At 64.9% G+C, this 20,924-nt stretch carries 19 protein-coding genes; 7 read left to right on the top strand and 12 right to left on the bottom strand.

Annotation, left to right across the window (positions count from 1 at the left end; genetic code table 11):
* Positions 1–10: 10 nt before the first annotated feature.
* Positions 11–688, top strand: coding sequence for a class I SAM-dependent methyltransferase (locus MSIMFI_RS00860; RefSeq protein ID WP_191495789.1), 678 nt, complete (start codon positions 11–13; stop codon positions 686–688).
* Here the strand turns inward: MSIMFI_RS00860 and MSIMFI_RS00855 are convergent.
* The 5 genes from MSIMFI_RS00855 to MSIMFI_RS00835 form a co-directional block, all read right to left on the bottom strand.
* The gene (locus MSIMFI_RS00855; RefSeq protein WP_191497955.1) at positions 685–1,686 is read right to left on the bottom strand and encodes a glycosyltransferase; all 1,002 of its coding nucleotides are present in this window, start codon (positions 1,684–1,686) and stop codon (positions 685–687) included. The genes MSIMFI_RS00860 and MSIMFI_RS00855 overlap by 4 nt on opposite strands.
* 25 nt (positions 1,687–1,711) lie before the next feature.
* Positions 1,712–2,950 (bottom strand): DegT/DnrJ/EryC1/StrS family aminotransferase, encoded by a 1,239-nt coding sequence (locus tag MSIMFI_RS00850; protein WP_191495788.1) that lies wholly within the window; start codon positions 2,948–2,950, stop codon positions 1,712–1,714.
* Between the two features lie 219 nt (positions 2,951–3,169).
* Complete coding sequence (locus MSIMFI_RS00845; protein ID WP_191495787.1) at positions 3,170–5,563, bottom strand: glycoside hydrolase family 65 protein; 2,394 nt, start codon at positions 5,561–5,563, stop codon at positions 3,170–3,172.
* Positions 5,560–6,321 (bottom strand): beta-phosphoglucomutase family hydrolase, encoded by a 762-nt coding sequence (locus MSIMFI_RS00840; protein ID WP_224770215.1) that lies wholly within the window; start codon positions 6,319–6,321, stop codon positions 5,560–5,562. The genes MSIMFI_RS00845 and MSIMFI_RS00840 overlap by 4 nt, the downstream gene beginning before the upstream one ends.
* Complete coding sequence (locus tag MSIMFI_RS00835) at positions 6,314–6,730, bottom strand: cold shock domain-containing protein (protein ID WP_191495785.1); 417 nt, start codon at positions 6,728–6,730, stop codon at positions 6,314–6,316. The genes MSIMFI_RS00840 and MSIMFI_RS00835 overlap by 8 nt, the downstream gene beginning before the upstream one ends.
* Before the next feature lie 90 nt (positions 6,731–6,820).
* On the opposite strand from MSIMFI_RS00835, the gene guaA reads away from it, so the two are divergent.
* Complete coding sequence (gene guaA / locus MSIMFI_RS00830; RefSeq protein ID WP_191495784.1) at positions 6,821–8,404, top strand: glutamine-hydrolyzing GMP synthase; 1,584 nt, start codon at positions 6,821–6,823, stop codon at positions 8,402–8,404.
* Between the two features lie 54 nt (positions 8,405–8,458).
* Here guaA and MSIMFI_RS00825 read toward each other — a convergent pair whose 3' ends face one another.
* A complete protein-coding gene (locus tag MSIMFI_RS00825) occupies positions 8,459–9,379 on the bottom strand; it encodes a class I SAM-dependent methyltransferase (RefSeq protein WP_191495783.1) in 921 nt (306 codons plus the stop codon).
* Between the two features lie 201 nt (positions 9,380–9,580).
* Here MSIMFI_RS00825 and hpnD point away from each other — a divergent pair, with 201 nt between their 5' ends.
* A complete protein-coding gene (gene hpnD, locus MSIMFI_RS00820) occupies positions 9,581–10,474 on the top strand; it encodes a presqualene diphosphate synthase HpnD (protein WP_191495782.1) in 894 nt (297 codons plus the stop codon).
* Positions 10,475–10,493: 19 nt separating this feature from the next.
* Here the strand turns inward: hpnD and MSIMFI_RS27650 are convergent, their stop codons facing one another.
* Positions 10,494–10,871 (bottom strand): hypothetical protein, encoded by a 378-nt coding sequence (locus MSIMFI_RS27650; RefSeq protein ID WP_224770025.1) that lies wholly within the window; start codon positions 10,869–10,871, stop codon positions 10,494–10,496.
* A 335-nt stretch (positions 10,872–11,206) separates the two neighbouring features.
* Between MSIMFI_RS27650 and MSIMFI_RS00810 the strand changes: the two genes are divergently transcribed.
* Entirely contained in the window at positions 11,207–11,809 is a 603-nt protein-coding gene (locus MSIMFI_RS00810; RefSeq protein ID WP_191495781.1) for a hypothetical protein, read from the top strand.
* Between the two features lie 38 nt (positions 11,810–11,847).
* Entirely contained in the window at positions 11,848–13,398 is a 1,551-nt protein-coding gene (locus MSIMFI_RS00805) for a DNA polymerase Y family protein (protein WP_191497954.1), read from the top strand.
* A 12-nt stretch (positions 13,399–13,410) separates the two neighbouring features.
* On the opposite strand, the gene MSIMFI_RS00800 is transcribed toward MSIMFI_RS00805, so the two are convergent.
* From MSIMFI_RS00800 to MSIMFI_RS00790, 3 genes are all read right to left on the bottom strand, one after another.
* On the bottom strand, positions 13,411–14,349 hold the full coding sequence (locus MSIMFI_RS00800) for an esterase family protein (protein WP_191495780.1): 939 nt from the start codon (positions 14,347–14,349) through the stop codon (positions 13,411–13,413).
* Between the two features lie 9 nt (positions 14,350–14,358).
* Complete coding sequence (locus tag MSIMFI_RS00795; protein WP_191495779.1) at positions 14,359–15,045, bottom strand: phosphate signaling complex PhoU family protein; 687 nt, start codon at positions 15,043–15,045, stop codon at positions 14,359–14,361.
* Between the two features lie 265 nt (positions 15,046–15,310).
* The gene (locus tag MSIMFI_RS00790) at positions 15,311–16,246 is read right to left on the bottom strand and encodes a nucleoside hydrolase (RefSeq protein ID WP_191495778.1); all 936 of its coding nucleotides are present in this window, start codon (positions 16,244–16,246) and stop codon (positions 15,311–15,313) included.
* A gap of 33 nt (positions 16,247–16,279) precedes the next feature.
* Here MSIMFI_RS00790 and cmaA1 point away from each other — a divergent pair, with 33 nt between their 5' ends.
* Positions 16,280–17,143, top strand: a complete 864-nt coding sequence (gene cmaA1, locus MSIMFI_RS00785; protein WP_191495777.1) for a cyclopropane mycolic acid synthase CmaA1 — start codon at positions 16,280–16,282, stop codon at positions 17,141–17,143.
* Here the strand turns inward: cmaA1 and MSIMFI_RS00780 are convergent, their stop codons facing one another.
* Positions 17,144–19,078, bottom strand: coding sequence for an SDR family oxidoreductase (locus MSIMFI_RS00780; protein WP_191495776.1), 1,935 nt, complete (start codon positions 19,076–19,078; stop codon positions 17,144–17,146).
* Between the two features lie 55 nt (positions 19,079–19,133).
* Positions 19,134–19,847, bottom strand: a complete 714-nt coding sequence (locus tag MSIMFI_RS00775; protein ID WP_191495775.1) for a histidine phosphatase family protein — start codon at positions 19,845–19,847, stop codon at positions 19,134–19,136.
* Positions 19,848–19,941: 94 nt separating this feature from the next.
* On the opposite strand from MSIMFI_RS00775, the gene MSIMFI_RS00770 reads away from it, so the two are divergent.
* Positions 19,942–20,814, top strand: a complete 873-nt coding sequence (locus MSIMFI_RS00770) for a MaoC family dehydratase (RefSeq protein ID WP_191495774.1) — start codon at positions 19,942–19,944, stop codon at positions 20,812–20,814.
* Positions 20,815–20,924 lie beyond the last annotated feature (110 nt).

The raw sequence follows: 20,924 nt of genomic DNA, 5'->3' as shown, positions 1-20,924 counted from the left end.
CGTCAGTCGCATGCTGGGCCGCACGCTGGCCAAGCACAATTTTCCTTACTCCCTCGACGACTTCGAGACCTTGAACCATCGCCGATACCTTTGTCCGGTGTGCGGTTCCACGGATCGGGACCGGCTCTACAAGCTATATATCGACCGCTTCCTGGAGCCCGATGGGCCGCGACGGGTGGTCGATTTTGCCCCTACGGCAGCCCTAGCGGCATCCTTGCGGATCCGCGGCGACCTCCAATACCGAACCGCAGACCTGATGATGCCCGGTGTGGATGACGTCGTCGACATCACGGACATGCCGAACTATGCGGACGGTGCGTTCGACTTCTTCATCTGCTCCCACGTTCTCGAGCACGTCTCGGATGACGGCCGCGCGCTGAACGAGCTCTACCGGATACTGGCGCCCGGTGGGCGCGGCATCGTCATGACCCCGGTGACGCCGAACGGTAGCTTCGACGAGGATCCCGCGGTGACCGACGAAGGGGAGCGGTGGCGCCGTTTTGCCCAGGGCGACCATCTGCGGCTCTACGATCGCGCCACTCTCTGCTCGCGAATCCGACAGCACGGGTTTGAGCTTTTCACGGTTGACCAACTCACCTTCAGCCAAGAGGCGTTCCCTCGGCACGGTATTGCACCCGGTTCGGTTCTTTACGTCGTCCAGAAGCCGGAGGCGGACAGCGCGCCCTAGTGGTCGAACGCGCGGCGCCGAGCCGCAGTCATCGGGCGCCTGACCCGGGCGGAGTAAGTGCGCGCATTCTTGCGCCAAGTCTTCAGATTGGTGGAGAGCCTGTGCTCAAGTCGCCGCCAGGGCGTTTGCGTCCACCGGTGCTGAAGGGACAGCATTGTCATCCGCGGATGGGCGGCGATGGATTCCAGCAGGACAGCGCGACCCTTGGGGCCCGGCACCTTTGCCATCTCGCCGAGGAACATGTCGGACACCCGACCGATGATCTTCTCGCGGGCATGGTCGCCGGGAAACAGGTCCAGCATCGCCTCGAGCATCGCCGTCACCCCGTGGCCGTGCACCTCCCAGAACTTCTGGCGGTCGCGATCGGAGTCATACCAAATGCCTTGCGGGTGGCGGCGGTAGACCGCCATTGTCTCGGGCAGCATGGCTATCCCGCCGTTTACCGCATGCCGAACATGCAGGTACCAATCGATCGGCATGATGTTGGGCGGGATGTCGTCGTAGCTTTGCTGGCGGCGGTAAACGACCGAGTTGGTCTGGATGAAGTTCCGCGCAATGAGGGCATCCAAGCTCATGTCGCGGCGCCACGCGATCGGCGGGAACTCTACGGCAGGTGTCCCGTCGTCATGAATCACTCGCACGGGATGGAAGCACACGGCTGTTTCGGGGTGCTGGTCCAAGAATTCCACCTGCTTGGCCAGCTTCAGCGGATCGGTCCAGTAATCGTCTCCCTCGCACAGCGCTACGTACTCGCCTCGAGCGGTCGACAGGGTGTCCACGAAATTCGCGTAAACGCCAATATTCTTGGGCCGAAGGATCGGCCGAAACAGGTGGGGGTGGCGATCGGCGTACTCCCGGATAATCGCCGGCGTACCGTCAGTGGAGGCATCGTCGGCGACGATCATCTCCACGGGGAAATCGGTCTTCTGAGCGACGAAGCTGTCCAGAGCGTCGCGGATGAACGCCTCGTGGTTGTAAGTGATCGAAACCACACTCACTTTGGGTGAGTGGCCAGCAAATGTCTCAGTCACCGCGAACCGCCCCGCCCTGCACGGCGGCAACGACCCGGGCGACGTCAACCGAGGCCATGTGGTCGTGGACCGGCAGCGACACGATTCGCGAGCAAATGTCGGTTGTGACGGGTAGATCGGTCGACTCTGCCAACTCAGGGTTCGTCACAAAGTACGGATGCAGGTGTTGTGGTGGGTTGTAGTAGTCACGCGCTTCGATCGCGTGCATTTGCAGGCTAGCCATAATCGCGGCTTTGTGGTCAGCGGACTGGCAGCAAGCGCTCGCGAAGCAGAGCGACGAAGCGCCGGCATTGTTCTGGAAACGCACACCCACGCCCGCGAGCCCGGCGCGATAGTACTCGAGGACCTTGCGGCGACTTGCCAGTCGGCGATCGAGCCCGGCCAGCTGGCGCAGGCCGATAGCGGCGCTGATCTCCTGCAGCTTCCCGTTCATCCCGAGCTGGATGGCCTCACGCGTCTTCACCAAGCCGAAGTTCTGGAATTTGTACGCCTGCTCGATGAGCCGTGGGTCGCGAGAAACCAAAGCGCCGCCCTCGCCGACCGCGAACGGCTTGGTCGCATGGAAGGAAAAGACCTCGCAAGCGCCACGTCCACCAAGGCGCTCGCCGTCGGCGTACGCGGAACCGAAGCCAGCCGCCGAGTCGAGCACAATCGGCAGCTCCCATTCGGCGGCTAGATCCTCCCAAGCACGGATCTGGGGGTTGCCGACGCCGAACACGTTGGCAAGCCGGATGCCTGCAATCCGGTCGCGGCTGCGTTCGAGGACGGCGCGGGCGGAGAGGGCGCATGGCTGCCAGGTGTCGGCGTCGATGTCGATAAACCACGGGCGGTACCCCGTCCAGAGCGCGGCTTGGGCAACGCCGACGAAGGTGAACGAGGGCATCAGCAGATAGCGGTCCCGCATTCCGGGACCATAAGTAACCTGGAGCGCCGCGATAAGTGCCATGGTGCCGTTCGCAAGGGTGGCAACGTGCCGATCCGGTCCCAGGTAGTCGCCCAGGGCGCGGGCGAACTTCCGCTCCTTGGGACCGAAGTTCGTGTACCAGTTGGCATGAGTGATCTCGGCGAAGTCCTCAGCCAGCTCGGCGGGCCCGGGAAAACTCGGGCGGATGAACGGGATCTTAGAGATCAACGCGCCAGGCGTCTGGGATCTGGACCCGGAGTCGGCGGGTGCCGCGTGTGCCACGGACAGCGGCCGCAGCGCCGAGCCGTCAAGCGTTCGAGTGTTCATATATGCAGGGGTCAACGTCTGTCTACTCGGGTGTCGGGGCGGTTGTCGCAAAGCAGGTCGTCGCACCACCATTTGAACCGGCGCCCCGACCTAGCTACCGCGAGAACAGCATGAGGGGTGCGCATAAGGTTAGCCTTACCTCTTGGCAAATGTCACGCCGGGCGCGGTGGCGCGTGTCAAGCGTTGATTGTGCGGCAGTGGCAGGCGGTCGGTGGGAAGTTACCTCTGGTGCGCAGGCGATGCCGTGACGGCGGACTTGGCCATGGCCCGCCGGTGAAACGGCTCCCGGCCGGGCGGCTGTGGCGGGGCCGGCAGCAGCGGGTCCCGGGGCCGTACGGTAAGCGTTGTCGGCGAATCGGTATCCAGCGTGAGATCTTTGCCGGCGTGCCGGATGGGCAACTTGCCGCCCGGCCCGTCGCGCAGGGTGTAGGTCACGTCGGCGTGTTTGACGTCGACGGTCAGCCGGTACCCTTGCCAGCGCAGCCGGAACCGCAGGCATGAGATCCCGTCGGGGAGTTGCGGATCGATCGACAGGATGCCCTCGTCGTCACGCAGGCCACCGAAGCCGGCAACCAGCGCCGTCCAGGCACCGGCCAGCGAAGCCATGTGCAAGCCGTCGCGGGTGTTCTGGTGCAGATCGCGCAGGTCGATCAGCGCGGCCTCGTAGGCGTAGTCATGGGCCAGCTCCAGGTGGCCGACGTCGGCGCACATCACCGCTTGGGTGCAGGCCGACAGCGATGAGTCGCGCACCATGCGCCGCTCGTAGTAGTCGACGTTGCGCGCCTTCTGTTCGGGGGTGAAGGCGTGGCTCTGCCACTGCATCGCCAGCACCAGATCGGCCTGCTTGATCACCTGCGTGGGGTACAGCCGCACGTAGGCCTCGTGCAACAGCAACGGGTAGGTGGTGTTGGTTTCGAAGTCCCACTCCGCGAACGTGGTGAATCCTTCGCATTGCTGATGCACACCCAGCTCCTCGTCGTAGGGGATGTGGGTGGCTGCGGCCGCGTCACGCCAGGCGGCCATTTCCTCTGTGGTGACACCGAATTCAGCTGCCTTGTCGGGGTGACGGGTGCTGGCGTCGGCGGCGGTGAGCAGATTGTGGGCGGCCATCAAGTTGGTGAACACGTTGTCGCGGACGATCGCCGTGTACTCGTCGGGACCGGTGACACCGTCGAGGTGCCAGACGCCGTGCCGATCGTGGTGGCCCAGCGACATCCACAACCGAGCGGTCTCGATGAGTACCTCAAGGCCACACTCGGCTTCCAGCGAGTGGTCACCGGTGACGGTGCGGTAGCGCTCGAACGCCATCGCGATGTCGGCGTTGATGTGCCAGGCCGCGGTGCCCGCCGGCCAGTAGGCCGAGCACTCCTGGCCGCGAATCGTTCGCCAGGGGAATGCGGCGCCGTTGAGGCCGAGTTCGGCCGCTCTTTCCCGGGCCAGGTTCAAGGTTGATGCCCGCCAGCGCAGGGCATCGGCGACCGCGTGCGGCAATGTGTAGGTCAGCACCGGCAGCACGAAACCCTCGGTGTCCCAAAAGGCGTGGCCGTCATAGCCGGTGCCGGTGAGGCCCTTGCTGGGGATGGCACGGCGTTCGGCGCGCGCGCTGGCCTGCAACAGGTGGAAGAGCCCGAATCGCACCGCCTGCTGGGATTCCGGGTCACCTTCGACCTCCACGTCCGCGGAGTCCCAGAAGTCGTCGAGGTAGGCCCGCTGCCCGTCGACCAGTCCCTGCCATCCGCTGTAGCGGGCGCTGTGCAGCGCCGCAGCGGCCTGGTCACGCAGCGCGGGACGCGAGCGCAGGCTGGACCACCCGTATGCCAGGTATTTGACGATGCGCAGCTTCTGTCCCGGGCGCAGCCCGCAGATCACGGTGGTGCGGGCCAAGTCCGCCCGTGCGTCGGTGGCGATCTCGACCCGCCCCGGGACTTCTACCTCATGATCCATCGTGGCGGCCATCATCAAGGCGCTGGCCCGAGTCCGGTGCATGAGAAGCGCTCCGCTGCCGCTGCTTTCGTGCTCGACGGCCTCGAGCGGGTGTTCCAGAATGGCCGAAACCCGTGGGTCGTCGGAGGTCTCCGGTTGGTCTTCGTTGGTGACCAATTCGGACTGCACGGTTACTCGGGCGAATTCGCCGACGGCTTCCACCACGTACTCGATGGCCGCGACGCTGCGCTGGACCAGCGACACCATCCTGGTGGACACCACTTTGACCTGCTTGCCGGTGGGGGAGCACCAGTGTGCGCGGCGGGTCATCGTTCCCGCGCGCAGGTCGAGAATCCGCTCGTGGTCAATCAATTCGCCGTAGCGGACGTCGAACGGCTCGTCGTCGACCATCAGGCGAATGATCTTGCCGTTGGTGACGTCGACGACGGTTTGGCCGGCCTCCGGATAGCCATATCCGGCCTCTGCGTATGGCAGCGGCCGGATTTCGTAAAAGGAGTTCAAATAGGTGCCCGGCAGGCCGTAGGGTTCGCCTTCGTCGAGGTTGCCGCGCAACCCGATGTGCCCGTTGGACAACGCGAATAGCGACTCGGACTGGGCCAACAGGTTCAGGTTCAGCCGGGTCTCCCGGACCTGCCACGGCTCTACCGGAAATGCTTCTTCGGTGATCATGACTGCAGCAGTTCGCCGAGATCGGTAACAACTAGGTCAGCGCCACTGCGGCGCAATTCCTCGGCCTGGCCCACTCTGTCGACGCCCACTACGAAACCGAAGCTACCGGCACGGCCGGCGGCCACGCCGGACAGAGCGTCCTCGAAAACGGCCGCGGCGTCGGGCGCGACGTCGAGCAACTGTGCTCCGCGCAGGAACGAGTCGGGGGCGGGCTTGCCGGCGATGTGTTCTTCGCGCAGCGTGACGCCGTCAACCCGCTGCTGGACGAACCGGTCCAAACCGGTGATTTTCAGCACGTCGCGGGTGTTGGCGCTGGAGGACACCACGGCGATACCCAGACCCGCGTCCGAGGCCGCCTCTAGATAGCGTCGCGACCCGTCGAACACTTCGACGCCATCTTCCCGCAGGACCTTCTGGAACATTTCATTCTTGCGGTTGCCCAGGCCGTGCACTGTCTCGGCGTCGCCGGGGTCGTCGGGATTGCCTTCGGGCACTTCGATTTTGCGACTGCTCAGAAATGACCGGACCCCGTCTTCGCGTTTCTTGCCGTCCACGTATTGCCGATAGTCGGAGGCCGGATCGAACGGAACGAACGCATCGCCGGTGCGTTCGGCGCGTTGCGATAAGTACGCGTCGAACATGGCCTTCCACGCCTTCGTGTGCACGCTCGCGGTATCGGTGAGCACACCATCGAGGTCGAACAGGCAGGCGCGCACATTCTCTGGCAGACCCAGCACGGGGAACCTCACATTACGAATCGATCAGACCTTGTTGCCGGGCAAGCTGCTCAAAGCTACTGCGCACGGCCAGAATCTGCTGGGCAGTCAGTGGCGGAGTTATTTGTAACAGTTTTTCGGTTACGACGTGACGGAATTCTTCGGACGAAAGTACGTCGAAGTAATCGTCGTTCGCCGCGTTCAGGTCCTCGACATCGGAGACCGGGGCGCGTACCGGCGCAACGTCGGTTGACATGCGGACCTCCGTCGCAAACTTGCCCCGGTCACCTTCTTCGATTTCAAAGGAGACCCGAGCGCCCCGGGTCGCGAGGCGCTTTTCCATTTCGAGGTCGTTGACGTGTAGAAAGACATCGTCCCCGCCAATATCTGGCGTAATGAAGCCGTATCCGCGCATCTCGTCAAAACGAACAATTTTCCCTGTAACCCGCACCCTAGAACCCCTTCAGCCCTTAACCCAACAAACGGCGATCGTACCGGACCGGTCTGCGTAAGCGTGCGGTGTTCGCACCAGCCACTAGACTTGCTGCCCGTGGATTCAGCGTCGCCGCGGCCCGTGTTGGTGGTCGACTTCGGTGCCCAGTATGCGCAGTTGATCGCCCGCCGGGTCCGAGAAGCCCGGGTTTTCTCGGAGGTTATCCCGCACTCTGCCTCGATCGAGGAGATCAGGGCCCGTGACCCGCTGGCGCTGGTGCTTTCCGGCGGACCGGCCAGTGTGTACGCCGAGGGTGCTCCGCAGCTCGATCCGGCGCTGTTCGACTTGGGCGTCCCGGTGTTCGGCATCTGCTACGGGTTTCAGGCTATGGCCCGCGCGCTCGGTGGGACCGTCGCCCACACCGGCACCAGTGAGTACGGCCGGACAGAACTGAAAGTCCTTGGCGGCGAACTGCATTCGAATCTACCCGGGGTCCAGCCGGTGTGGATGAGTCACGGTGACGCGGTCACGGTCGCGCCGGAGGGCTTCGACGTGGTGGCCAGCAGCCCGGGAACCCCGGTGGCCGCGTTCGAGTCTCGGGCCCGGCGCCTGGCGGGGGTGCAGTATCACCCTGAGGTGCTGCACACCCCGCACGGGCAACAGGTGCTCAGCCGGTTTCTGCACGACTTCGCCGGGCTCGCTGCGGATTGGACGCCCGCCCACATCGCCAATGCGCTGATCGAGCGGGTGCGGCGACAGATCGGCGACGGCCACGCGATCTGCGGGCTGTCCGGCGGGGTGGATTCGGCGGTGGCCGCGGCGCTGGTGCAGCGCGCCATCGGCGACCGGCTGACGTGTGTCTTCGTCGACCACGGGCTGTTGCGAGCGGGCGAGCGTGAACAGGTGCAGCGCGATTTCGTGGCCGCAACCGGGGCCAACCTGGTTACCGTCGACGCGGCGCAGACCTTCCTCGAGGCGCTGTCGGGTGTGAGCAACCCAGAGGGCAAGCGCAAGATCATCGGCCGCCAGTTCATCCGGGCCTTCGAAGGAGCGGTGCGCGATGTTATAGGCGGGCCTAGCCGGCCTAGCCCCGGAAAAGACATTGAGTTTCTGGTGCAGGGCACGCTGTATCCGGACGTGGTGGAATCCGGTGGCGGCAGCGGCACCGCGAACATCAAGAGCCATCACAATGTTGGCGGTCTGCCGGGCGACCTGAAGTTCAAACTCGTCGAGCCGCTGCGGCTGCTGTTCAAAGACGAGGTGCGCGCGGTGGGACGGGAGTTGGGCCTGCCGGAGGAAATCGTTGCGCGCCAGCCGTTTCCGGGACCGGGTCTAGGTATCCGGATCGTCGGCGAAGTCACGGTTAAGCGGCTGGACACGTTACGGCGCGCCGACTCGATCGCGCGCGAGGAGCTTACCGCGGCCGGCCTGGACAACCAGATCTGGCAGTGTCCGATTGTGCTGCTGGCCGACGTCCGCTCGGTCGGGGTGCAGGGCGACAACCGCACCTACGGGCACCCGATCGTGCTGCGTCCGGTGTCCAGTGAAGACGCCATGACGGCCGACTGGACTCGGGTGCCTTACGAAGTGCTAGAACGCATCTCGACTCGCATCACCAACGAGGTCGCCGAGGTCAACCGTGTGGTGCTGGACATCACCAGCAAGCCTCCCGGCACCATCGAGTGGGAGTAGCTCGGCGACGCTTCGTCAGCTGCCACATTGCTAGCTGTGGGACGGGAGGGGGTCCTATTGCAACGTGGCGCTGATGTAATGGCGGCCGGCGAACCGGCTCGTGTCGTCGTCGTCGAAGGGCGGCAGCCCGTGGGCCGCAAAGAGTTCCTGTGTGGTGCTGCCCGTGACCTGCCAGCCGTGGCTGACGAGGTAGCTGTGGGCGTCGTTGCGTTCATCGAAGTAGATCAGCTCGGTCAGGTCGAGATCGAAGCCGCGCGAACGCCACGTTTCGGCGGCGCTTTGCATACGCTTCTGCTTCCTTTGCTCGTCAACCGGGTCGAGCACGAGCGCGCTTTGAGTGGCCAGGCGGCCGCCGGGGGCGCTCAGCGCGGTGATCGTGTCGAGCAAGCGGTCCTGCGCTTGCGGTGACAGATAACTGAGCAACCCCTCGGCGCTCCAGGCCGTCGGCCTGGTCGGGTCGAAGCCGGCATCCTTCAAGGCGGTCGGCCAGTCGTGGCGCAGGTCGATGGCCACGGCGCGCCGTTCTGCGGTAGGTTCCGCGTCCAGGTCGGCCAGGGCGTGTGTCTTGAACTCGATGACCCCGGGCTGATCGATCTCGTAGACCAGTGTGCCCGCGGGCCAGGGCAATCGGTAGGCGCGGGTGTCAAGGCCGGACGCCAGAATCACCGCTTGCCGAATACCGGCCGTCATAGCGTCACGGAAAAAGTCGTCGTAGAACTTGGTCCGGACCACGATATTGTCGATCATCCACTTACCACCGGTTGCGTGTTCGCCCAGATCCTCCAGCCGCAACTCACCACTGGCCAGCTGAACGAGCAGATCGATTCCGACTGCGCGCACCAGGGGCTCGGCGAACGGATCGTTGATCAACGGACTCTTGGCGTTGGTGGCCATCGCCCGGGCCACGGCGATCATGGTGGCGGTCGCACCAACGCTCGAAGCCAGATCCCAGGTGTCGTTGTCGATGCGTGTCATCTGTTCTTTCCCTGTCAGGGCAGTCCTGCTTCACCGTGAAGGCACTTTGGCTAGGTAGCCAGGCTTATCGACCGGTCGCGGCGTGGCCAGGGCAATGTGCATAGACCGTGCGCGCTTGTTGGTCGATTTGCCCTTGGGCCGCCCCTGCGGCATCGCTAGATTCCCGCGCGTGGTCCGGATTGACGACGAATCGGCGAGCCGATGACAACGGTCGAACAGGCATACCGGATCGCCGAGGGCATCACCCGCGCGGAAGCCAGGAACTTCTATTACGGCATCCGACTCCTGCCGCGGGAAAAGCGGACGGCGATGTGCGCGGTCTATGCGCTCGGCCGGCGGATCGACGATGTCGCCGACGGCGAACTGGCGCCCGCGACCAAGGTCGCCGAGCTGACATCGATCAGGAAATCGCTTGAGAGTATGGATAATTCATCGGATCCCGTGCTGGTCGCGCTGGCCGACGCCGCTCGCCGCTTTCCTATCCCGATTGCGACGTTCGGCGAGCTGATCGACGGCGCCCACATGGATGTCGACGGCGCCGAATACCGCGACTTCGACGAGCTGGTCGCCTACTGCCGCACAGGCGCCGGGGCGACCGGAAGGTTGTGTCTTTCCATCTTCGGACCCGTCAGCCCGACGACGTCGCAATACGCCGACCAGTTGGGAATCGCGTTGCAGCAGACCAATATTCTGCGCGACGTCCGTGAGGACTTTCTAAATGGGCGGATCTATCTGCCGAGCGGCGAACTGGAGCGGTTCGGTGTGCGCCTTCGCCTGGATGACGCGGGGGCGCTGGACGACCCCGACGGTCGACTGGCGGCACTGCTACGGTTCAGTGCCGACCGTGCCGCGGACTGGTATTCGCTGGGACTGCGGCTGATTCCACACCTTGACCGCCGCAGCGCCGCCTGCTGCGCGACCATGTCCACCATCTATCGGCATCAGCTGGCCCTTATCAGAGCGTCGCCGGCGATCGTCTACGACCGGCGGATCTCCCTATCGGGACTCAAGAAGGCCCGGTTGGCGGCCGCAGCGCTGGCGTTTTCTGTAACAGGTGTGGGCCGAGCGTGTCTACCGGTCCAGAGACTGCTGTGACAATTGCGACCAGTGCGACTCAGGCCGAGTTGACGAATTCGCGCCTGCCGTAGTCAAGGGTGGCCGTGCTCCAGGAGCCGCCGGCCTCCTCGACCAGCCGATGGGCGATGTCTATATCACCAATGGCGGCAATCAGGATCAAGGTGTGTTCGGGTGTGGTGATCGATCCGCCCAGCAGCCGTTGGTGTGCGGTCGAATCGGCCACGAAGACCTCGCGGAAGTGCGCAATGTCCGCGATGTCCATGTCGGGCACGGTGATCATGACTGCGTTCGCCTCGGGCAGGTAGTCGAAGGTCAGCACGGCTTCTTGGTTGAACTGGCGGCGTAACGCCTCGGCGACATTGTGCAACGTTGGGCTCGTCGGCAACGCACAGATGAAATTCGCGCGAGCGCTCATAGGTGATCTGCTGCAGCTCATTCGACCAGAACATCCCGTCGACCTGGGTCGATCCCATCACCACGGCGCCGTTGAGGGCGATCGTCACGGCGGCTTGTAGCTCGAACAGCGGCGACTCGTCGTCGGCGGTGGCGAATAGCTCCGCCGGCTGGCAGGCCGGACCGTCGCCGCTGGCCGATGGGACCGCCGCTGGCCGCACCACACCAAGAGCCACACCAGTATCAGGGTGGTTCTACGCGACCGCACGAGGCAGCGTCTCACGCGTCTTGACGGGTTCCAAGGCCCGGTGTTTACTCGAACATATATTCGAATGATGTCGAAAAGGGAGGCTGGTCATGACTGCCGCTGTTGCCTCTGACCAGCTCGAATCGCTACGTCGACGGATGTCTGAGCTATCCGGGGGTTCCGGTCGTTGGGACGACATGTTGCCCGCGGGGCCGGCACGGTTGCCGCGCGGAACGGTGGCGGTGCTTTCGGGAGCTCGGTCGCTGTTGTTACGCATGGTGGCCGAGGTGACGGCGGCCGGGGGTAATGCCGCTATCGTCGGCCAACCGGATATCGGGCTGCTGGCCGCTGTGGAAATGGGTGCGGATCTGAGCCGGCTCGCGGTGATACCGGATCCCGGAACCGATCCGGTTGAGGTGGCCGCCGTGCTCATCGACGGCATGGATCTGGTGGTGCTCGGTCTGGGTGGGCGTCGGGTGACGCGGACGCGGGCACGGGCAGTGGTGGCCCGTGCCCGCCATAAGGGTTGCACCCTGCTGGTGACCGACGGCGATTGGGAAGGGGCGCCGACGCGGCTTCAGGCCCGGGTCTGCGGCTATGAGATCACCCCTTCTTCCCGGGGGGTGCCCGCCCCCGGGTTCGGCCGGATCAGTGGGGTGCGGCTACAGATCAGCGGGTGTGGACGGACGATTGGCCGAGCGCGTACGGGGTGAATCGGGTGGTCACTTCTCGAGTGCTGGCGATCTGGTGTATGGACTGGCCAGCGGTCGCGGCGGCCGCGGCCGCGGGCCAGCCCGCGACGGCTCCGGTCGCGGTCACGTTGGCAAACCGTGTGATCGCCTGCTCGGCGTCCGCGCGGGCGGTCGGAGTGCGGCGTGGGCTTCGCCGCCGGGAGGCCGCGGCGCGTTGTCCACAATTGCACGTCGCGACCGCCGACGCTGACCGCGACGCCCGGTTCTTTGAAGGGGTGATCGCGGCGGTGGACGATTTGGTCCCCCGCGCGGAGGTGTTGCGGCCCGGGCTCTTGGTATTGCCGGTGGGTGGGGCTGCCCGCTTTTTCGGGTCCGAGGAGCAGGCGGCCGAGCGGCTGATCGACGCGGTGGCCGCGGCCGGCGCCGAGTGTCAGGTCGGGATCGCCGACCAGTTGTCCACCGCGGTTTTCGCCGCGCGCGCCGGCCGCGTCATCGAGCCGGGGCAAGACGCGCGGTTTCTGTCATTGTTGTCTATCCGGCAGCTTGCCACCGAACCGAGCCTGTGTGGTCCGGGGCGCGATGAGCTGACGGATCTGTTGTGGCGGATGGGGATTCGCACCATCGGGCAGTTTGCCGCGCTGTCTCGCACCGACGTGGCTTCCAGGTTTGGCGCCGACGCGGTGGCCGCACACCGGTTCGCCCACGGCGAGCCGGAACGAGCACCCGCCGGGCGTGAGCCGCCGCCGGAACTCGACGCCGTGCTGCACTGTGATCCGCCGATCGACCGGGTCGACGCCGCGGCATTCGCCGGACGCTCGCTGGCCGCCACGCTGCATCAGGCGCTGATGGCCGCCGGAGTGGGATGTACCCGGTTGGCCATTCACGCCGTCACCGCCAATGACGAAGAGCTGAGCAGGGTGTGGCGGTGCGCCGAGCCGTTGACCGAGGACGCCACCGCCGACCGGGTGCGCTGGCAACTGGACGGGTGGTTGAGCAATCGGACCACCCAGGACCGGCCCACGGCAGCGGTGACCCTGTTACGGCTGCAGGCGATAGAGGTGGTGTCCGCCGGGGCGCTGCAGTTGCCGTTATGGGGTGGTCTGGGGGAGGAGGACAGGCTTCGGGCCCGCCGGGCGCTGGTGCGGGTCCAGGGCTTACTCGGCCCGGAAGCGGTGCAGGTGCCGGTGCTGTCCGGCGGTCGCGGGCCGGCCGAACGGATTACGTTGATTCCGCTGGGCCTAGTAGCCACTGAGCCAGTGCCGCAGGCCGACCCGGGTCAGCCCTGGCCCGGCCAACTGCCCGAGCCGTCGCCTGCGGTGCTGCTCGATGATCCAGTGGAATTGCTTGATGCTCAAGGAAATCCGGTACGAGTGACCAGCCGGGGGATGTTCTCCACCGATCCGGCGCGACTGACCCTCCGCGGTCGAGACGACCGGCTGCGCTGGTGGGCCGGACCGTGGCCGGTCGACGAGCGATGGTGGGACGACCGGCCCGGGGCCGGTCAAGGGGGTGGCCGCACCGCGCGCGCCCAGGTCTTGCTGGAGAGTGAACGCGCGCTACTGCTGTGTTACCGCCAAAGGCGGTGGTACCTGGAGGGGGCCTATGAATAGCCGGGCGTAACCTCAGGCGCTGCCCCCGCCTGCGCCAAGTGTCGCCTGGATGTCCGGCTTCATCGCCACCAGCTGTGCATTCCAATAGCCCCAACTATGCACGCCGTTGCTATCGAGATTGAATGTCGCATTATGGCCGCCGGCAGCGGTGTAGGCGTCCCTGAAGGCACCGTTGCTTTCCAAGATGATCTGCTCGATGACTTGGCCGGGCAGGCTGCCCTGGCCGATTTCCGATGGTGTGCCGTTGCCGCTGTAGATCCACAGGCGGGTGTTGTTGGCGGCCAGCCTTCCGGCTTGCACCGTTGGATCGTGGCGCTGCCACCCGGCACCGCCGTCGGGTCCCCACATGTCCGCGGGATTGAAGCCGCCCTCATCGCCCATCGAAAGCCTGAGCAGCATGGGTCCGTTTCCGCTGGAGGGAGTCATATAAGCCGACAGCGCGCCGGCATAGGCGAACTGCTGGGGATGATAGGCGGCCAAAATCAATGCCGACGATCCCGACATTGAGACCCCAACTACGGCATTGCGGGTCGAACGCACCCCCCGGCCCGAAAGGTAGCTCGGCAGTTCGCTGGTCAGAAAGGTTTCCCACTTGTAGGTTTGGCCATTCGCCGAGCCGTACCAGTCGGAGTAAAAGCTGGACCGGCCGCCCACCGGCGCCACCACCGAAAGCCCCGAACCGGCATACTCGTCGAACGCGGGAGTTTCGATGTCCCAGCCGCTGCGGTCGTCGCGGGCGCGCAGGCCGTCGAGCAAGTAGACCGCCGCGGCGCCTCCGCTCTGAAATTCCACGGTGATGTTGTGGCCCATCGACGCCGATGGCACTTGCAAGAATTCGGGTGCAGCGGCCCGCGCGGGCGCGGCGCCCCCAAACACACCAACCAGCCCCGGCAGTGTGGCCGCCGCAATTCCGGTGACCATGAGACGACGCGTCCAGCAATCCTTGACCATTGTTTTCCTTTACTTCGTAGTTGCGGCTCGTGTTGTGCTCAGGTGTTGGGCCAGGCGAGGCCGATGGCCGTTGGTTTGGAAGGCGAAGCGCTGCGCGATGTGGAGAGCGTGATCAACGAAACCTTCATAGAGCCGGCATATTCGGGCCACGTCAACGCCGGCAGCGACGCCGTGTGTCCATCCCGAATCGATCAGTTTGGCCAGCAGCTGTCGGTGTAGATCGTCGGCTGCGCTGCCGTCGCTGCAAAGACTCGCTACTAGTCGCGGTTCTCGCGACACCAGCACTTCTTGAACAGCGCGGGCCAGTCCAATTGCCAATGCGCTCAGTTCGGCCACGCGTCCGCTAACTTCGGTAGGCACCGCATGCTGGGGATGGTGGCGGCGGGCGATTTCAGCGACTTGCACCGCAAGTTCGCCCATCCTTTCCGCATCCCCGGCGATCCGGATGGCGTTGACGATCTGGCGCAGATTTGCGGCCGACGGCGAGTGCAACGCGAGCAACAAAAACGTGGTTTCGTCGGCGCTCGATCCCATCGCCGCGGTGTGCTCGTGTAGAGCGGTGACGGCTTCGGCCGCCTCAAGGTCGGCCTGCAGCAAAGCCTGCGTGGCATAGTCCATTGCCTGACTGGCCATAGCGCACATCTCGGCGAGCTGGAACGTGAGCGCCGCGAGCCCGTCTCCGATTGCGCTCGTCATGTCCGCGAATCGTCTGCGCTCTCCGAACTAAACCTGCCTCCGGCATTCGTTATCGAATCGCGACCTAATCGTTTTGCTTCTGCGATTGGATCCGACCGGAACCGACAGTCAGTACCGGGTTGCCTGCGTGCGATGCGCACATGGTGCTTCACTCTTTAGCCGATTCAATACGCCTTCGGCCGCCGCGATCTGTCGAAGTGTTCGCCGGATTCCTCGGCACGCCAGCTAACAGCCGAAGCCTTTGGACGTAACGGGTGGATGGCGCTCATTTTCGGCGCGCGAAGGGGCCGACCCGATCGATGAACCGGTCGAAGAACACCGTCGGATCCCAGGTAGGCGGGGCAATGCCGATCTGCGCGTTGGGTTCTCGGCCCCCCGACCAATCGGCGACCGTCGCACCCGTCGGCTCGATATGCACCGTCGCCGCTCGGGTCGTTATGAGTTCCGGGTCCAGCGCCACCGCGGCGGCCAACGGGTCGTGTAGGTAAGCCAGATACCCATGTCCACGAGCCTGGTGTGACTCGAAGTAGAACCGCAGCGCGTCCTCGATCACCCGCATCATCGGCGACGGGCCCGAGACGGACGCCAGCCGGGCGAGAATGTCCGGTGTCATCACGACCTGCCGGGTGAGGTTCAAACCGCACACGATCGGAAGTTGTCGTTGCCCAGTCCATGCCGCGAACACCTCGCCGGCCGCTTCGGGGTCCACGCGGATGTTCCATTCGGCCATGACGCCGCCGTCGAACACGCCGCCCATGATCACCAGCCTGCGCAGCAGTGTCGGAAGCGCGGGTTCGGCGCGCAGCGCCAGCGCGAGGTTGGTCAGTGGGCCGGTGACCAGGCCGATCAACTCACCGGGAAAGGTGTGTGCGGCACGGACCCAAGCCGCGGTGGCGTCGTAGCCGGTGAGGACGCGATCGGTGGGTGGCAGCTCGGCATGGCCTAAACCCTTGGGGCCGTGCATGTTTGAGTGTTCGGGCCATCGCCCGCTCAGTGGCTCGCGGGCACCTTTGGATACGGGTATGTCGGCGGCCCGGCACAATTCGAGCAAACCGAGGTTGTTCGCGCACACCTGGTCGACCGAAATGTTTCCACCGGTCGAGGCGATGCCGACCAGCTCGGCGTCGTCACTGGCCAGCAGATATACCAACGCGACCGCGTCATCGATGCCGGTATCGACGTCGGCGAAAACCGCGCTCACCGCCGCCACGATACGCGCGACTACGCTGTCCCAATGCCCGACGACTTAACACCGCATTTCGAGGACGTACAGGCGCACTACGACCTCTCCGACGACTTCTTCCGATTGTTTCTCGATCCCACCCAGACCTATAGCTGCGCCTACTTCGAGCGTGAGGACATGACGCTGGAGGAGGCGCAGATCGCCAAGATCGACCTCGCGCTGGGCAAACTCGGCCTACAACCGGGCATGACACTGCTCGACGTCGGCTGCGGCTGGGGCGCCACCATGATGCGCGCGGCGGAAAAACACGACGTCAACGTCATCGGCCTGACATTGAGCAAGAACCAGGCCCGTCACGTCGAGCAACTGATTGCCAAATCGGACAGCCCACGCTCCAAGCGGGTTCTGCTGCAAGGCTGGGAGCAGTTCGACGAGCCCGTCGACCGGATCGTCAGCATCGGCGCCTTCGAGCATTTCGGGCATGAGCGCTACGACGCATTCTTCACCCTGGCGCACCGGTTGCTGCCCGAAGACGGGATCATGCTGCTGCACACCATCACCGGGCTGCACCCGAAAGAGATCCACGAACGCGGCTTGCCCATGTCGTTTACCTTCGCCAGATTCCTTAAATTCATTGTGACCGAGATCTTTCCGGGTGGGCGGCTGCCGTCGATACCTATGGTCGCCGAGCGCGCCAGCGCAAACGGCTTCACCGTGACCCGCGTGCAGTCGTTGCAGCCCCACTACGCGAAAACCCTCGACATCTGGTCCGCGGCACTGGAAGCCCACAAGGATCAGGCCATCGCGCTGCAATCCGAGGAAATGTACGAGCGCTACATGAAATACCTGACCGGCTGCGCCGAGATGTTCCGCATCGGGTACATCGACGTCAACCAGTTTACGTGCGAAAAGTGACTACCAATGCAGGCCCGGCACCAGCCTCCCTAAGCGTCTGACCGGTCGCGGGACTCCCACACGAGCAGGCCGCCGGCGCCGGCGCGGATCGCGATTCACCTCCGGAGGCGAAATACCCTGCGCCGCAGCCGAATCAGGGTAGCCCAGATAGAGCTGATGCAGAATGCGTCGCGACAACTTGGGCGCGAAGTTGTTGCCGACCTCGGCGAGCGTGCCCAGCGGGGTGTCGATACGCGCGGGTTTCTCGACGAGGCCGCGCACCACCATGGCCGCGGCGTGCTCGGCGCTGATAGCCGGCACCGGGTTGAGCCGGTGTGACGGCACGATCATCGGCGTCCTGACCAGCGGCATGTGGATGTTGGTGAATGTGATGTGGTCGGACAGCGTCTCGGAGGCGACCACGTCGGCGAACGCGTCCAACGCAGCCTTGCTAGGTAGATACGAGCTGTACTTGGGATTTCGGGCTTGCACGCCGGCGCTGGAAACGTTGACGACGTGGCCGAACCGGCGCTCGCGCCAGTGCGGCAACAGTGCCAACACCATCCGTACCGCGCCGAAGTAATTGACGGCCATCACCCGTTCGTAGTCATGAAGGCGGTCGGTGGAATTGACCACAGAGCGCCGGATCGAGCGGCCGGCATTGTTCACCAAATAGTCGACGTGATCGAAGCGGCCCAAGATGTCTTTGATGGTGTGCTCCACCGACGTGGAATCGGTGACGTCACAGGTAAAGGCGTGGGCCTGGCCGCCGTTGGCGCGGATCTCGGCGACCAGCTTGTCGAGTGCGTCGGCGCTGCGGGCCAGTGCGAACACCGTTGCGCCGCGCTCGGCGACCGCGATCGCCGCAGCCCGGCCGATACCGCTGGATGCGCCGGTGATGATGACGTGCCGGCCGTTCAAGGGATCGGTGCGACGGGCGCGATCGGGGTCGAGGTGCTCGGCCCAGTACCGCCACAGCTCGGGTGCATATTCCTTGAACTCAGATACTTCAATCCCGCTGCTGCGCAACGCTTGTCGTGTTTCGTCAGAGACAAAGGTGGTCGCGCATTCGACGGCGTCGAAAATCTCAGCGGGAATTCCCAGCTGGGCGGCGGCCATGTTGCGTAGCACCTTGGCGCGGCCACTCGCCTTCAACACCGGTGTGGCCACCGAGCGGGGCAGCGAGCCTCGTACCGGGGGCAGCCCGGCCGCGTTGGCGATCGCGGGGTAAATGCCGCGCAGCCCAATGGTTTTCGGCGCGGTCAGGTGGAACGTCTGCCCATCGGGGACCTCGGCGTGCATGAGCGCCACCAGCGCATCGGCCACGTAGTCCACCGGGACGATGTTGGTGCGTCCGACGTCGGGCAGCAGCAGCGGAGTGAACGATGGCAATACCGCCAGCTTCGCCAACACGCCGAAGAAGTAATACGGCCCGTCGATGTTGTCCATCTCACCGGTGCGCGAATCACCGACCACCACCCCGGGGCGGTAGATGCGGTACCGCAGGCCCGGGGTGGAGCGGACCAGGGATTCGGCTTCGAACGTCGTCTGGTGATACGGGGTCGGCAGTTTCTGGCCGACGTCGAAGTCGGCCTCGGTGTACTCGCCGGCGAAGTCGCCGGCAACCGCGATCGACGACACGTGGTGCAAGGTGGCGTTCAGCCGTTGTGCCAGTGCGACCGCGGCGTAGGTGCCGTCGACGGTGACCGCCGCGCAGTGCACCAGATGGTCGACCTCGCCCAGTTCGGCGATCGCCTCCTCGGTCGATTCCAGCTCGGTCAGGTCAGCGACTAGCGGCGTTACTCGTTCATCCCATTGGCTGGCGAGGCGCTCGAAGCGGCCCAGCGACTCGCGGCGAACCAGCACCCACACACGTGCATCGGGTCGGTTCTCTAGCAGGCGGGATAGGACGCGGCGCCCAATAAACCCGGTACCGCCGGTAACGACATACCGCATTCAGCCATGGTGGCGGGTTGCGGCAGCGCGCGTCAACCGGGCTGGCCAGCCGGCATCAGGTAAAGCTGCGAATGCCGTCCCATTCCACCAGCGTCCAGCCGGTTAGCGGGTTGCCGCTGATCACCACGCGGCCGATGTTCGGTAGCGGATGGCTGGTCAGCAGGCTTTCCTTGGGGTTTTTGACGTTCATCAGCGTCCACACCATGATCGCCGCGCCCTGGGAGAACACGACCGGTTTGTTGTGGCCGCTGTCGTAGATCTTCCGGACCGCTGCGGTGAATTGTGAGTTGAACTCGTTGCCGCTGACCGAGCCCGGGATGCCGTTGTCCACGTCGCCGCGAATCCATTGCACCGGCGCCAGCATGTAGGTCGAGTTGGCCATCGAGTCTGGTTTGCCGTTGTACCAGCCTGCATTGAGGGATTGCAGGCCGGGAATGATCTCGACTTGTCGGCCGATTTCGCTGGCCAGCGGCGCGGCGGTCTGCTGGTCGGCCGCCATGGAAGAGGCGTAGATGCTGTCGAACTGGTTGCGCGAGACTTGGTGGGCGAGCTGTTGGGCCTGGCCTTTGCCGTCGGCGCGGAGGCCGGGACCGGGTACGGGGGTGTCGATGATCCCGTCGGCATTGGCCTGGGACTGTGCATTGCGAACGAAGGTCAAGGGGATGGTTCGTGCTTGGGGGGCGCCCCCGCCGCAGGCGCCGACGAACACTGCCGTGGCGAGCACGGCGAGGACTTTGTGGGCCTTCCAGATCATGCTGCGCTTCGCCATGGCGATAGCCTGCCCTGCCGACAGCGTCGGAGGGAAGGGTTTGCGAAGGTTAGGTGCAGAAAAGGCTGGAATCTGGGATCGAGAGGAGACTCGCATGGCGATTGACCCGAATGCCATTGGCGCGGTAACCGAGCCGATGCTGTTCGAGTGGACTGATCGGGACACGCTGCTTTATGCGCTCGGCGTGGGAGCCGGCACCGAGGATCTGTCCTTCACCACCGAGAACAGCCACGGCATCGCTCAACAGGTGCTACCGACCTACGCGGTGATCTGCTGCCCGGCGTTCGGCGCTGCGGGCAAAATCGGAACGTTCAACTGGGCCATGCTCCTGCACGGCTCGCAGGCCATTCGGCTGCATGCGCCGCTGCCGGCGGCCGGGAAGCTGTCGGTTGTCTCTGAGGTTGTCGACCTCCAAGACAAGGGCGAGGGCAAGAACGCCATCGTCGTATTGCGCGGCCGCGGCACCGACCCGGAAACCGACACGCTGGTCGCCGAGACGCTCACCACGCTGGTTCTCCGGGGCGAGGGCGGGTTCGGGGGAGCGCGCGGTGAGCGGACGGCCGTGCCGGAATTTCCCGACCGCGAGCCCGACGCCCGTATCGATCTGCCCACCCGTGAGGATCAGACGTTGATCTACCGGCTCTCGGGGGACCGTAACCCGCTGCATAGTGATCCGTGGTTTGCCCGGGAGCTGGCCGGGTTTCCCAAGCCGATCCTGCACGGACTGTGCACCTATGGTGTGTCGGGTCGGGCGTTGGTGGCCGAGCTGGGCGGTGGTGTGGCCGCCAACATCACTTCGATTGCGGCGCGGTTTGTCTCACCGGTGTTTCCTGGGGAGACGTTGAGCACGTTGATCTGGCGGACGGAGCCGGGTCGGGCGGTGTATCGCACCGAGGTCGCTGGTTCCGACGGCGCAGACGCCCGGGTGGTTCTCGACGACGGCGCGGTGGAGTATGTGGTGACGTAGATCCTGCTCGCGGGGCAGAAGGCTGTTGAGCAGATCAAAGTCGGGCAGGGCACTGGTGGATTCTCGATGACGGCGCGGTGGAATACGCTAGCGGTCCTGCTGGGGCCGGT

The sequence above is a fragment of the Mycobacterium simulans genome, from assembly GCF_900232995.1.
GTDB lineage: Bacteria > Actinomycetota > Actinomycetes > Mycobacteriales > Mycobacteriaceae > Mycobacterium > Mycobacterium simulans.
Note: the sequence above shows the minus strand (reverse complement) of the source record. Positions and strands in the feature narration are given on the sequence as shown.